Source organism: Micromonospora inositola (assembly GCF_900090285.1).
Lineage (GTDB): Bacteria > Actinomycetota > Actinomycetes > Mycobacteriales > Micromonosporaceae > Micromonospora > Micromonospora inositola.
On sequence record NZ_LT607754.1, the window covers coordinates 2,810,182 to 2,823,528 of the forward strand.

At 74.5% G+C, this 13,347-nt stretch carries 9 protein-coding genes; 4 read left to right on the forward strand and 5 right to left on the reverse strand.

Annotated elements, in window-relative coordinates:
• Positions 1 to 26: 26 nt before the first annotated feature.
• Positions 27 to 1,556: an adenylyl-sulfate kinase gene (gene cysC, locus GA0070613_RS13520; RefSeq protein ID WP_089012624.1), complete on the reverse strand. Its 1,530-nt coding sequence runs from the start codon at positions 1,554 to 1,556 to the stop codon at positions 27 to 29.
• Positions 1,557 to 1,776: 220 nt separating this feature from the next.
• Here cysC and GA0070613_RS13525 point away from each other — a divergent pair, with 220 nt between their 5' ends.
• From GA0070613_RS13525 to GA0070613_RS13540, 4 genes are read left to right on the forward strand one after another with little or no spacing between them, the layout of a single operon-like run.
• Positions 1,777 to 2,691 (forward strand): ABC transporter ATP-binding protein, encoded by a 915-nt coding sequence (locus tag GA0070613_RS13525; protein WP_089012625.1) that lies wholly within the window; start codon positions 1,777 to 1,779, stop codon positions 2,689 to 2,691.
• Positions 2,684 to 3,568 carry an ABC transporter permease gene (locus GA0070613_RS13530; protein ID WP_089012626.1) on the forward strand — a complete coding sequence of 295 codons (885 nt, stop codon included), beginning with the start codon at positions 2,684 to 2,686 and terminating at the stop codon, positions 3,566 to 3,568. The genes GA0070613_RS13525 and GA0070613_RS13530 overlap by 8 nt, the downstream gene beginning before the upstream one ends.
• A complete protein-coding gene (locus tag GA0070613_RS13535) occupies positions 3,565 to 4,515 on the forward strand; it encodes an ABC transporter ATP-binding protein (RefSeq protein ID WP_089012627.1) in 951 nt (316 codons plus the stop codon). Before GA0070613_RS13530 ends, GA0070613_RS13535 begins: the two co-directional genes overlap by 4 nt.
• Before the next feature lie 2 nt (positions 4,516 to 4,517).
• A complete protein-coding gene (locus GA0070613_RS13540; RefSeq protein WP_089012628.1) occupies positions 4,518 to 5,228 on the forward strand; it encodes an ABC transporter permease in 711 nt (236 codons plus the stop codon).
• Between the two features lie 45 nt (positions 5,229 to 5,273).
• Here the strand turns inward: GA0070613_RS13540 and valS are convergent, their stop codons facing one another.
• From valS to GA0070613_RS13560, 4 genes are all read right to left on the reverse strand, one after another.
• Positions 5,274 to 7,838: a valine--tRNA ligase gene (valS, locus tag GA0070613_RS13545; RefSeq protein ID WP_089012629.1), complete on the reverse strand. Its 2,565-nt coding sequence runs from the start codon at positions 7,836 to 7,838 to the stop codon at positions 5,274 to 5,276.
• Positions 7,839 to 7,929: 91 nt separating this feature from the next.
• Positions 7,930 to 9,489 (reverse strand): trypsin-like serine protease, encoded by a 1,560-nt coding sequence (locus GA0070613_RS13550; RefSeq protein WP_089012630.1) that lies wholly within the window; start codon positions 9,487 to 9,489, stop codon positions 7,930 to 7,932.
• Positions 9,490 to 9,628: 139 nt separating this feature from the next.
• Positions 9,629 to 11,530: an ABC transporter ATP-binding protein gene (locus tag GA0070613_RS13555; RefSeq protein ID WP_089012631.1), complete on the reverse strand. Its 1,902-nt coding sequence runs from the start codon at positions 11,528 to 11,530 to the stop codon at positions 9,629 to 9,631.
• Positions 11,527 to 13,341, reverse strand: a complete 1,815-nt coding sequence (locus GA0070613_RS13560) for an ABC transporter ATP-binding protein (protein ID WP_089012632.1) — start codon at positions 13,339 to 13,341, stop codon at positions 11,527 to 11,529. The genes GA0070613_RS13555 and GA0070613_RS13560 overlap by 4 nt, the downstream gene beginning before the upstream one ends.
• Between the last annotated feature and the right edge of the window lie 6 nt (positions 13,342 to 13,347).

Consider the following 13,347-nt stretch of genomic DNA (forward strand, 5'->3'; position numbering starts at 1 on the left):
GCGGGCGCGGCGGGACGCCGGGCGGGTCAGGCGGACTGGAGGCGGGGCTCCACCCAGCCGGTCTCGGTCAGGTGGCTCATCACCACCTGGACCGCCTCCTCGATGGTCAGCTCGGTGGTGTCCACCACCAGGTCGGCGTCGGTCGGCTCCTCGTACGGGTCGTCGATGCCGGTCATCCCGGTGAGCAGGCCGGCCCGGGCGCGGGCGTACAGGCCCTTGCGGTCGCGCTGCTCACACACCTCCAGCGGGGTGGCGACGTGGACCAGCAGGAACCCCGCCCCGGTGGCGTGCGCCATCTCCCGGGCGGTGGCCCGGGCGGCGGCGTACGGGGCGATCGGGCAGCAGATCCCCACCCCCCGGTGCCGGGCGATCTCGGCGGCCACCCAGCCGATCCGGCGCACGTTGAGGTCCCGGTCGGCCTTGCTGAAGGTCAGCCCGGCGGAGAGCTCCCGGCGCACCACGTCCCCGTCGAGCAGGGTGATCGTCCGGTCGCCGCCCTCGCGCAGCGCGTCCGCCAGGCCGCGGGCGATGGTCGACTTGCCGGACCCGGAGAGCCCGGTGAAGAAGACCACCAGGCCCCGGTGCCGGCGCGGCGGGCGGGCCCGGACCAGCTCCTTGGCCACCGCCGGCGGGGTGTGCCACTCGGGCAGCGGGAAGCCCCGGTCCAGCAGGTCGTCGATCTCCTCCTGGGTCAGCGCCAGCCGCCGGTTGCGCGGCGGGATGTCCTCCCGCCAGCGCCACTGCCCGTCCCGGTTGTCGTAGGCCAGCTCGCGGGGGACCAGCACCCGCAGGCCGGCGCCGGAGAGCATCTCGCCGGTGGAGAGCAGGTGGGTCACCCCGTACGCGGCGGCGACCCGGGCCCGCAGCAGCGCGTCGCTGATCTCGTCGCGCCGCCGGGCCAGCGGCACCGCCACCAGGGTGGCCGGGGGCATCCGGTCCCGGGCGGCGAAGACACTGCGCACCAGCGCCTCGGCCGGCAGCCCACCGGTCGCCTCCTCACCCACCGGGATCAGCACCAGCAGGTGCGCGCCGAGCGTGCGGGCGGCGTGCGCGATCTGCGCGAGCTGCGGCCGGTGCAGCGGACGGTCGGCGAAGACCCCGAGCACCCGGCCCGGGGGCAGCAGCCCCTTGACCTCGTCCGGGCCACGGCGCAGCCGCTGGAACGGCCCGTGCCCGCCGTCGCCGAGGCGGCCGACCGCGCCGCCCACGCCGACCGTGCCGTCCCGCGCCGGCCAGACGTCGGTCACGTCCATCGCCGCCACCGGGGCGCCCTCGCCGTCGGTGAGCACCAGCGCCCGGCGCAGCGGGTCCTCCAGCGCCAGGCCGTCGGCGAGCGCCGCCGGCACCTGCAGGGTCACCGGTACGGGCCAGGGCGTCCCGTCGGCGAGCCGGCCCCGCCGGCTCAGCGAGGCCAGGTCGGCGCGGGTCATGAAGCCGGTCAACGGGGCGTACGCCCCGGTCAGCAGCAACTCCAGGTCGGCCAGTTCACTGACGCGTGGCGCGTACGCCGGAGCGTCCCGCAGCACGTCCTCGGGCAGCACCCACCCGTTGCTCATCTAACCCCCAACTCACCGGCCGGCACACAGTTTCGCAGCCCACCGGCGATCGGTCGAGAGCGCCACTCCACCTGCCGGCCACCCGCCGTTCGCCCGGGCCGAACGGGTGGGCGATCCGGCTGGTCGGCCGGCCCCCCGGGGCGACCCCTAGTGGAGACCGGGCGAGGATCAGGGGCGCGCCTGATGTCCCGACGAGCCTCCACTTCCTAGGCTGAGCAGCGTGACACTGATCGCGACCGAGTCGCTGACCAAGACGTACGGAGGTCGGGTCACCGCGTTGGCCGACCTCACGGTATCGGTCGAGCCGGGGATCATCGGCCTGGTCGGCGCGAACGGCGCCGGCAAGTCCACCCTGATCAAGATCCTGCTCGGCCTGCTCCCGCCCACCAGCGGCCGGGTCTCCGTGCTCGGCCTCGACCCGACCACCGACCCGGCGGCGGTCCGGGCCCGGGTCGGCTACATGCCCGAGCACGACGCCCTTCCGCCGGACCTCTCCGCCGCCGAGCTGGTCACCCACCTGGGCCGGATCAGCGGCCTGCCCCGGACGGTGGCCCGCGAACGCGCCTCCGAGGCGCTGCGCCACGTCGGCCTCTACGAGGAGCGCTACCGCCCGGTCGGCGGCTACTCCACCGGGATGAAGCAGCGGGTCAAGCTCGCCCAGGCCCTGGTACACGACCCGGACCTGCTGCTCCTGGACGAGCCGACCAACGGCCTCGACCCGGCCGGCCGGGACGCCATGCTCGCCCTGATCCACCGGATCGGCACCGAGTTCGGCATCTCCGTGCTGGTCTGCTCGCACCTGCTCGGCGAGGTGGAGCGGATCTGCGACACGCTGGTCGCCGTCGACGGCGGCCGGCTGCTCCGCGCCGACCGCATCGCCGCGATGACGTCGGCCACCGACGTCCTCGCGGTCGAGGTCAGCGAGGGTACGGACGACCTCGCGGCCCGGCTCGCCGCGCTCGACCTGCCGGTGGCCCGGGAGGGGCGGCTGCTGCTCGTCCCGCTCGCCGACGACGCCACCTACGACCTGATCCTCGGCGCGGTCGCCGAGCTGGACCTGCCGCTGCACCGGCTGGACCAGCGCCGGCACCGGGTGGCCGAACTCTTCGCCACGAGGGAGCCCAGCCATGTCTGAGCCGACCGGCGTCATCCACGACATCGGCTACCAGCGCTACACCGGCCCCCGGTTGGGCCGCCGGCACGTCTTCGGCGCGCTCTACCTGCACGGCCTGCGGACCGCCTTCGGGCTGGGCCGCACCGCCAAGGCGAAGATCTTCCCCTGGCTGGTGGTCGCCATCGTCACCCTGGTCGCGGCCGGGGTCACCGCGGTCCGCAGCCAGATCGGCCAGGTGGTGATGACGTACGCCCAGTTCGCCGACGCGATGAGCTGGCTGGTCATCTTCTTCGTCGCGGTGGCCGCCCCCGAGCTGGTCTCCCGGGACCTGCGCAGCGGCGTGCTGCCGCTGTACTTCTCCCGGCCGCTGCCGCGCGGCGACTACGCGCTGGCCAAGCTGCTGGCCCTGGTCAGCGCGCTCTGGCTGCTGCTCGGCGGCCCGCAGTTGGTGATGTTCCTGGGCGCGGCGTTCACCACGAACAACGGGATGCGCGGGGTCTGGGACGAGCTGCTCGACCTGCTGCCCGGGCTGCTGTACGCCGGCCTCTGGGCGGTGGTCTTCGGCGCGGTCGGTCTGCTGGTCGCCTCGCTCACCGGCAAGCGGGCGTTCGCCGCCGGTGGCGTGGTGGCGGTGTTCCTGATGACCGCGCCGGTCGTCGGCGTCCTGTCGATCATGCCGTCCCGGACGGTCAACGAGCTGGCCTTCCTCGCCTCGCCCTCGACGCTCGTCGGCGGGGTGGGCACCTGGGCGCTCGGCGACCTGCTGGTGCCCGAGGGCCAGGGCGGCGGAATCCCGATCGGTGACTTCGGCCCCCTTTACGGGGTCGCCGCCGTCCTGCTGGTCGCCGCCTGCGTCACCCTGCTGCTGCTGCGATACCGGAAGGTGGCCACCCGATGACCACGCTCGACGCGGGCGCCCCGCCGGCCACCGCCACCAGCACGCTCGACCTGTCCGGCGTCTCCCGCTGGTACGGCAATGTGGTGGCGGTCAACGACGTCACCATGCGCCTCGGCCCGGGGGTCACCGGCCTGCTCGGCCCGAATGGCGCCGGCAAGACCACCCTGCTGCACATGATGGCCGGCTTCCTCGCCCCGTCCCGGGGCACGGTCGCCTTGGACGGCACGCCGACCTGGCGCAACCCCGGCGTCTACCGGCGGCTCGGCCTGGTCAGCGAGCGGGAGGCGGTGCACACCTTCCTCACCGCGTACGAGTTCGTGCTGGCCAGCGCGAAGCTGCACCGGCTGCCCGACCCGGAGGCGGCGGCGCGCCGGGCCATCGCGCTGGTGGAGATGGAGGACGCGCAGGGCCGGCGGATCGGCACGTACTCCAAGGGGATGCGCCAGCGCACCCGGGTGGCCGCGGCGCTGGTGCACGACCCGCAGGTGCTGCTGCTCGACGAGCCGTTCAACGGGATGGACCCGCGGCAGCGGCTGCACATGATGGGGCTGCTGCACTCCCTCGGCGACGCCGGCCGGACCATCCTGTTCAGCTCGCACATCCTGGAGGAGGTCGAGCAGGTCTCCGGCACCGTGCAGGTGATGGTGGCCGGCCGGCTGGCCGCGTCCGGCGACTTCCGGACCATCCGCCGGCTGATGACCAACCGGCCGCACGTGTTCGGCGTCCGCTCCACCGACGACCGGGCGCTCGCGGTGGCGCTGATGGCCGAACCGTCCGTCACCGGCGTCGAGCTGGACCGTACCGGCCTGACCGTCCGGGCCGGCGACTACGGCGCCTTCACCCGGGCGCTGCCGAAGATCGCGCTGGCCCGGGGCATCCGGGTCCGCGCGCTGACGCCCGAGGACGAATCCCTGGAGAGCGTCTTCTCCTACCTGGTGGGGGCCTGACCATGTGGACCGTTTCCTGGATCACCGCGCGTGGGCTGTTCGGCCGGCGCCGGTTCCTGATGCTGCTGCCGCTCCCGGTCGTGTTGGTGGCGCTGGCCGTGCTCTGCCGATCGCTGGGGGTGGACCCGGGCCAGTGGGGGCCGCCGGTGCTGGTCGGGTTGGGCCTGGCCGTGGTGCTGCCGGTGGTCGCGCTGATCGTCGGCACCGGCGTGCTGGGCGCCGAGATCGACGACGGCACGGTGGTGCACATCCTGACCAAGCCGCTGCCGCGGTGGCAGATCGTGCTGCCGAAGCTCGCGGTGGCGACCGGGGTCAGCGCGGTCACCGTCGCCGTCCCGCTCTACGTCGCGGGCGTGCTCGCCGATTCGGTACGCCTCGGCCTGGCGCTCGCCGCCGCCTCGACGCTCGGCGCGCTGGCGTACTCGGCGCTGTTCCTGGCGCTCAGCCTGGTCACCCGGCGACCGGTCCTGCTCGGCCTGGTCTACGTGCTGATCTGGGAGGGGCTGCTCGGCAACTTCGTCAGCGGCACGAAGGTGCTCTCGATCCAGCAGTGGGTGATCGCCCTCGCCGACCGGACGGCCCCGACCGCGCTGCTCTCCACCACCGTCTCCGTCCCGGTCGCCGCGGTGCTCACCGCTCTGGTGAGCGTCGGCTTCACCGTCCTGGCCATCGACCGCCTCCGCTCGTTCAGCGTGGCCGGCGAGACGAGCTGACCGGGTCGCCCGCGCCCCGAGGAACGGGGCGCGGGCGACGCGCCGTCAGAAGGCGCAGGCGATGACCAGGTCCGGGGTGCGGTCGGGGAGCAGGTCGAGTTTCGCGATCCGGCCGGCGGCGCGGAGGTCGTCGGCGATCAGCGTGAGCTGGTCGAGCAGGGCGGCCGGGCCGAGCGCCTCGGCCAGCGGCACTTCCGCCTTCATCGACAGTTTCCGCTCCGACTTGGCCCGGCGCACCTGGCTGAGCGCGTCGGAGGCCAGCCGCAGCAGCTCCGGGTCACCGGGACCCTGGACGGCCCGCCCCACCTCGTACGTCGTCGGCCAGGGCGACCGGTGCACCGAGCCGTACCGCCACCACGACCAGACCTCCTCGGTGACGAAGGGCAGCACCGGCGCGAAGAGCCGCAACTGCACCGAGAGCGCGGTCGCCAGCGCCGCCCGGGCCGAGTCGGCCCCCGGCCCGGTGCCGTAGGCGCGCTCCTTCACCAGTTCGATGTAGTCGTCGCAGAACCGCCAGAAGAACGCCTCGGTGGCCTGCAACGCCGCGGTGTGGTCGTACCCCTCGAAGGCGGACGTCGCGGTGGCGACCACGCCGGAGAGCTCGGCGAGCATGGCGGTGTCCAGCGGCTCGGTCGCCGGGGCGCGCAACGCGCCCGCGGCACCCAGCCCGAGGGCGAACCTGGACGCGTTCAGCAGCTTGGTGGCGAGCCGCCGACCGACCTTGATCTGGGCCGGGTCGAAGGCCAGGTCCATGCCGGGCTTGCCGTTGGCCGCCCAGTACCGCACCGCGTCGGAGCCGTGCTGCTCCAGCAGCGCCATCGGGGTGACCACGTTCCCCTTGGACTTGGACATCTTCTTCCGGTCCGGGTCGAGGATCCAGCCCGAGAGCACCGCGTCCCGCCAGGGCAGCAGGCCGTGCTCCAGGTGGGACCGGACCACTGAGGCGAAGAGCCAGGTCCGGATGATCTCCTGGCCCTGCGGGCGCAGGTCCATCGGGAAGACCCGGGCGAACAGGTCCGGGTCGGTCTCCCAGCCGCCGACGATCTGCGGGGTCAGCGATGAGGTCGCCCAGGTGTCCAGCACGTCCGGGTCGCCGATGAAACCGCCCGGCACGCCGCGCTGCGCCTCGTCGAAACCGGCCGGGGCGTCGCTGGACGGGTCGATCGGCAGCAGCGCCTCGTCCGGGGTGAGAGGCTGGGACCAGTCCGGCTCGCCAGCGTCGTCGAGCCGGTACCACACCGGCACCGGCACCCCGAAGAAGCGTTGCCGGCTGACCAGCCAGTCGCCGGTCAGCCCGCCCACCCAGTGGTCGTACCGGTGCTTCATGTGCTCGGGCACCCAGCGCAGCTCGGCGCCGCGGGCCAGCAGCTCGGCCCGCAGCCGCGGCTCCCGGCCGCCGTTGCGCAGGTACCACTGGCGGGTGGAGACGATCTCCAGCGGGCGGTCGCCCTTCTCGTAGAACTTCACCGGGTGGGTGATCGGGCGCGGCTCGCCGACCAGGTCGCCCGCGTCGGCCAGCATCTCGACCATGGTCCGCCGGGCGCCGTTGACCGTCTGCCCGGCCAGCGCCGCGTACGGCTCCGCCGGCACGCCGGCCGGCGGTTCGGGCAGCAGCCGGCCGTCCCGGCCGATCACCACCCGGGTGTCGAGCTGGAGCTCGCGCCACCAGGTCACGTCCGCCAGGTCGCCGAAGGTGCAGACCATCGCGATGCCGGTGCCCTTGGCCGGGTCCGCCAGCGGGTGCGCGCGCACCGGCACCTCGACCCCGAAGATCGGGGTACGCACCGACGCGCCCACCAGGTCGGCGTACCGCTCGTCGTCGGGGTGGCAGACCAGCGCCACGCAGGCCGGCAGCAGCTCCGGCCGGGTGGTGTCGATCAGCACCTCCCGCCCGTCCGGCCCGGTGAACCGCAGCCGGTGGTAGGCGCCCGGCCGCTCCCGGTCCTCCAGCTCCGCCTGGGCCACCGCGGTGGCGAACCCGACGTCCCAGAGCGTCGGCGCCTCCGCCTGGTACGCCTCGCCCCGGGCCAGGTTCCGCAGGAACGCCCGTTGCGACGTCGCCCGGGCCACCCAGCCGATGGTGGTGTACGTCAGCGACCAGTCCACCGACAGCCCGAGCCGCCGCCACAGCGCCTCGAAGACCTCCTCGTCGGCGACCGTCAGCAGCTCGCACAGCTCGATGAAGTTCTGCCGGGAGATCGACGTCGGGTCCTTCCGGGCCGCCTCGTTCACCGGGGCGGCGGGCGGCACCCAGGACGGGTCGTACGGCAGGGCCGGGTCGCAGCGCACCCCGTACACGTTCTGCGCCCGACGCTCGGTGGGCAGGCCGTTGTCGTCCCAGCCCATCGGGTAGAAGACCGTCCGGCCGCGCATCCGCTGGAACCGGGCCACCGTGTCCGTGTGCGTGTACGAGAAGACGTGTCCCATGTGCAGCTCGCCGGATACGGTCGGCGGCGGGGTGTCGATCGCGTATACGTCCGAGCGCTCCTTCGAGCGGTCGAACGCGTACGTGCCGTCCTCCTGCCAGTGGCGCGCCCAGGTCTCCTCGATGCCGTCCAGGGTCGGACGCTCGGGGACGCCGGCGCGGGCCGTCCTCGCCGTATCGGTCATCCGTCGATGCTAGGCCGTGGACGCCGGTCGGGCGACGCCATTGCCCGCGTGCCGATGGTGGGCCGCGCCGGGGCCCACCATCGGCACCCGCTCAGGGCCGGGTCCGGACGAGCAGCGGGCCACGGGTGGCCAGTTGCAGCCCGCGCGTCCCACCGGTGACCGCGTTGGCGCGGTCCAGGATGGTCGACACGGGCGCGTACGAGTTGTGTTCATCCGGGTTGGTGCACGGGCCGGTGCCCGGGTCACCGTTGGAGAGGATGCCCAGCGCCTTGCCGCCGGCCTCGGTGAACAGCGGTCCGCCGCTGTCCCCGGGACGCGCGCAGATCCGCACGTCGATGCCGCCGCTCGTCTTGCCGGTGATCTCCCCGCACCGCGTGCCCGGAACGTACCCCGCCCCGGCCCCGGAGTCGACGTAGACCTCGCCCGGCGCGGGGGTGTAGGCGGAGCCGGTCGCGCAGACCACCCAACCGACCTGGATGTCGGCGACCGGCACGTAGCCGGTGATCGCGATGTCCCGGCTGCTGGTGCAGCGCGGGTTGTCCTTCACGCACCAGTAGTTGACCAGGCTGGGCACCGGGCCGGTCTTCCGCAGCGGGTACGCCCAACGGTCGATCACGCCGGTCTGGTACGGCATGATCGCGTAATCGGTCGGGTAGGCGTTCTCGGCGAGCACCGGTGCGGTCGACTCGACGCCGACCCGGACCTTCGGCCCGAGGTACTGGTGCCAGGTGCGGTCCACGTGCTGGTGCCGCCCACCCACGACGCAGTGCCCGGCGGTCAGCACGTAGGAGACCCCGCCCTTGCCCACCACGTTGAAGCCGGTGGTGCAGCCGCCGACCGTGCCGTCGTCCCGGGGCACGTCCAGGCGGATCCCGCCGCGCATCGGGGCCTGGGCGCAGTAGCGGGGGTCGCACGCCTTCTCGATGCTGGCCCCGGCGACCCGGGCCTGGGCGCGGGCCGGTACGCCGGCGGCGGAGAGCGCGTCGGCCAGCCGGGCGTCCTGCCCGTCGATCCGGTCGCCGGTGAGCACCACGACCTCGTTGGCCCGCTGATCGACGACGACATCGGTGCCGGCGACCCCGCCGAGCGTGCCGGCGAGCCGGGTCGCGGCGGCGGTGAGCCGGGCCAGCGAGTTGCGCACGGGCGCCACCCGGACGTGGGCGGCGTCGGGCACGCCCGCCACGGCGGTCCGCAGCGGCGCGGCGTCGGTCGCCCCGATGGTCAGGACGCCGCCGGCGGTCTGGTCCAGCCACATGCCCCCGTACTGGGCCGGGAACTGGCCGGCCAGGCGGGTGGCGAGCGGCGCGGAAAGCTCCTGCAGGGCCAGCCGGCGGGCCGCCTCGGTCGGCGAGATCCGGTAGCGGCCGGTCAGGTAGGCGACCGAGGCCGGGGCGAGGTCGGCCAGGTTCCCGATGCTCCCGCCGCCGGCCTTCGCGCCGGCCGGGTCCGGCTGGGCCGGCGCCGCGCCGTCGGCGGGTGCCGACCGCCCGCCGAGGCCGGTGCGGGCTCGGGCGGGGCTGTCCGTCCCCGTGGCGTCACCCGCCACGGCGGCCGGCGTGGTCGCCGGTCCGCGGTCGTCCTCCGCCCGCGCGGCCAGCGTGACGAGACCGCCCGCGAGCGTCCCGGCGACCGCCAGCCCAGCAATGATCATGCGTGATGGTGCGCGCACGCCGTACCCTCCCGTGTGTTCGGCAGTGCCTGATCGGCAGGATCGACGGTCACGCGCGGACCGTGCTGTCCGTCCGGCATGATGCGGCCGATCGACGAGCCGTCAGTCTAGTCAGCGGCGATCAGATCAGGCTGTCCCGCCACTGCCGGTGCAGGGCGGCGTACCGGCCACCGGCGGCGGCCAGCTCGGCCGGGGCGCCGTCCTCGACGATCCGGCCGCCGTCGAGCACCAGCACCCGGTCGGCTATCTCCACGGTGGAGAGCCGATGCGCGATCACCAGGGCGGTCCGATCCCGCAGGATGCTGCCGAGCGCCCCCTGCACCAGCCGCTCGGTCGGCACGTCCAGCGACGAGGTCGCCTCGTCCAGGATCAGCACCCGCGGGTCGGCCAGGAACGCCCGGGCGAACGCGACGAGCTGGCGCTGCCCGGCGGAGAGCCGGCCGCCGCGCCGGTGCACCTCGGTGGCGTACCCGTCGGGGAGCGCGGCGATGAAGTCGTGCGCGCCGATGGCCCGGGCGGCGGCCTCCACCGCCGCGTCGTCCGCGCCCGGCCGGCCGAACCGGATGTTCTCCGCCACCGAGCCGCTGAACAGGTGGTTCTCCTGGGTGACCAGCACCACCGCCCGGCGCAACTCGGCGTCGGCCAGGTCCCGCAGGTCCACCCCGTCCAGGGTGACGGCGCCGCCGGCCGGGTCGTGGAACCGGGCCAGCAGCTTGGCGATGGTCGACTTGCCGGCGCCGGTCGGGCCGACCAGCGCGACGGTCTGCCCGGCCGGCACGGTCAGCTCCAGCTCGGACAGGATCGGCGCGTCCGGCCGGTAGCCGAAGGAGACCGACCGGAAGACCACCGCGCCCCGGCCCGGCCCGGTCGGCAGCGGCACCGGCCGGTCCGGCTCGGCCACCGCGGGTCGCTCGTCGAGCACCCCGGCGAGCTTCTCCAGCGCGGCGGTGGCCGACTGGAGCGAGTTGTAGAACTGGCTCAGTTCCTGCATCGGCTCGAAGAACCGGCGCAGGTAGAGCAGGAACGCGGCGAGCACGCCCACCTCGGTCCGCCCGGCCAGCACCCGCCAGCCGCCGTAGCCCAGCACCAGCGCCACGGTGAGGTTGCCGATCACCTTGATCCCTGGCGAGTAGACCGCGATCAGCCGGAAGGCGCGCAGGCTGGCCTGCCGGTAGTCGTGGTTCACCGCGGCGAAGATCCGCTGGTTGCGCGGCTCCCGCCGGTACGCCTGCACCGCGCGGATGCCCCGCAGCGACTCGACGAAGTGCACGATGACCAGCGCGACGGCTTCCCGGGTCCGCCGGTACGCCCCGGCGGACGCCCGGGCGAACCAGCGGGACAGCCAGAACAGGAACGGGAAGGCGAGCAGGGTCGCCGCGGCCAGCGGCAGGTCCAGCCAGAGCAGGATGCCGGCGACGGACAGCACCGACAGCGCCGCGACCACCAGGTTGTCGATCCCGCCGTCGACCAGCTCGGCGATCGAGTCGAGGTCGCTGGTCAGCCGGGACACCATCCGCCCGGAGGTGTACCGCTCGTGGAAGCCGACGTCCAGGCGGAGGAAGTGGCCGTAGACCCGCTGGCGGAGGTCGAGCAGGACGGCCTGGCCGATCCGGGCGGCGAGGGTGAGGAAGCCGCGCCGGGCCGCGTACTCGGTGATGCTCGCGGCGGCGAACGCGGCGGCGACGGCGACCAGCGGTCCGGGGTCGCCGGCGCGCAGCGGCGCGATGGCCCGGTCGATGCCGAGCATGACCAGGTACGGGCCGGACATCGCGGCAGCGTTCTGGGCCAGCAGCAGCGCCACGGCCAACCCGAGCCGCCGGCGGTGCGGGCGGAGGAGCTGGCCGAGCAGGGCCCGGCTGCGGGCCCGGAGCCGGGCGACGGCCTCCGGCGCCGCGTCCTCGGCCCGGCTGCGGTCGGCGTCCGGGTCGGTGGCCCGCCCGCGCCACCGGGCCAGGTCGAGTTCGTCGTCCGGGGCGCTTCTCGGTCGGGGGACCGGGGGTGACCCGTCCGGCGCCTCCGTCACGAGCGCACCAGGCCGGCGTCGTCGTGCCGCTCCACCGGCCCGGCCGACAGCACCGCCCGGTACGCCGGCACGGTGGCCAGCAGCTCGGAGTGGGTGCCGACGGCGACGATCCGGCCGTCGTCGAGCAGGGCCACCCGGTCGGCGAGCGCCACGGTCGACGGGCGGTGCACCACCAGCAGCGCGGTGGTGTCCCGCAGCACCCGCCGCAGCGCGGACTCGACCAGCGCCTCGGTGTGCACGTCGAGGGCGGAGAGCGGGTCGTCCAGCACGAGCAGCGCCGGCCGGCCGAGCACCGCGCGGGCCAGCGCCAGCCGCTGCCGCTGGCCGCCGGAGAGGGAGAGCCCCTGCTCGCCGATCCGGGTGGCCAGCCCCCACGGCAGGTCGTACGCGAACTCGGCCTGGGCGAGGGCGAGCGCCGCCCGGACCTCCTCCTTGCCGGCGTCCGGCCGGCCGAGGGTCAGGTTCTCCCAGACCGACATGGAGAAGAGCGTCGGCTCCTCGAAGGCGACCCCGACCAGCCGGCGCAGCGAGGCGAGCCGCAGGTCCCGCAGGTCCCGCCCGTCCAGGGTGATCCGCCCGCCGGTCACCTCGTGCAGCCGGGGGACCAGGGAGAGCAGCGTGCTCTTGCCGCAGCCGGTGGCCCCGACCAGGGCGAGCGTCTCGCCCGGCTCGACGGTCAGGTCCACCTCGCGCAGCACCGGTGCCGCGCAGCCCGGGTAGCGGAACGAGACCCGCTCGAAGCGCAGCCGGCCGCGCACCTGCGCGCGGTCCAACGTCCGCGCGTGCGGGGCGTCCACGATGGTCGGCGGGGTGTCCAGCACCTCCTGGATCCGGTCGGCCGCGGTCGCCGCCTCCTGGCCGTTGGCGATGATCCAGCCGAGCGACTGCACCGGCCAGATCAGCATCAGCTGGAGGCTGACGAAGGCGACCAACTCGCCGATGCTGAGCGCCCCGCGGGCGGCGGCGGCCGTGCCGGCCACCAGCACCACTCCGAGGGTCAGGTTGGGGACCAGGTCGAACAACGCCGAGGTGCGGGCCAGCAGCCGGGCCTTGCCGACGCCGGTGTCGTGCAGCGCTCGGGCGCCGCCGGCGAACCGGGCGGCCAGTTCGGGACCTCGGCCGTACGCCCGCATGGTGCGCAACCCCTGCGCGGTCTCCTCGACCAGCGTGGCCACGTCGCCCTGCTGGTCCTGCATCCGGCGGGAGGCGGCATGGTAGTGCCGGGCGAACCGGCGGCTGATCAGGAACAGCGGCACGGCGCTGGCCGCCACCAGCAGCCCCAGCGCCGGGTGCAGGCGGACCAGCAGCACCACCACGGCCAGGTAGGTGACCAGGTTGAGGACCAGGAAGAGCAGGCCGAAGGAGAGGAACCGGCGGATCACCGACAGGTCGCTGGTGATCCGGGAGAGCAGCTGGCCGGACTGCCACCGGTCGTGGAAGCCAGCCGGGAGGCGTTGCAGGTGGGCGTAGATGTCGGCGCGGATGGCCGCCTCGATGCCGACCGAGGAGGCGGACTGGGTCCACCGCCGGATGAAGATCAGCACGGCCTCGGCCAGGCCGAGGAGGAGGGCGAGGAGGCAGAGCCGGAACAGCCCGGCCGCGTCGTGCCGGGCGACCGGCCCGTCCACCACCCGCTGCACCACCAGCGGTACGGCCAGGCTGGCCGCGGTGGCGGCGAGGGCCGCGACGAGCAGCCAGGCAAACTCCACCGCGTACGGCCGCAGGTAGTGCCGTAGTCGCCAGAGGTTGTGCAGCGGGTGCGGGCGGGTGTCGTCACGGGCAGCTCGTCCATTGTGGCTCTCCGCAGGCACTACCCG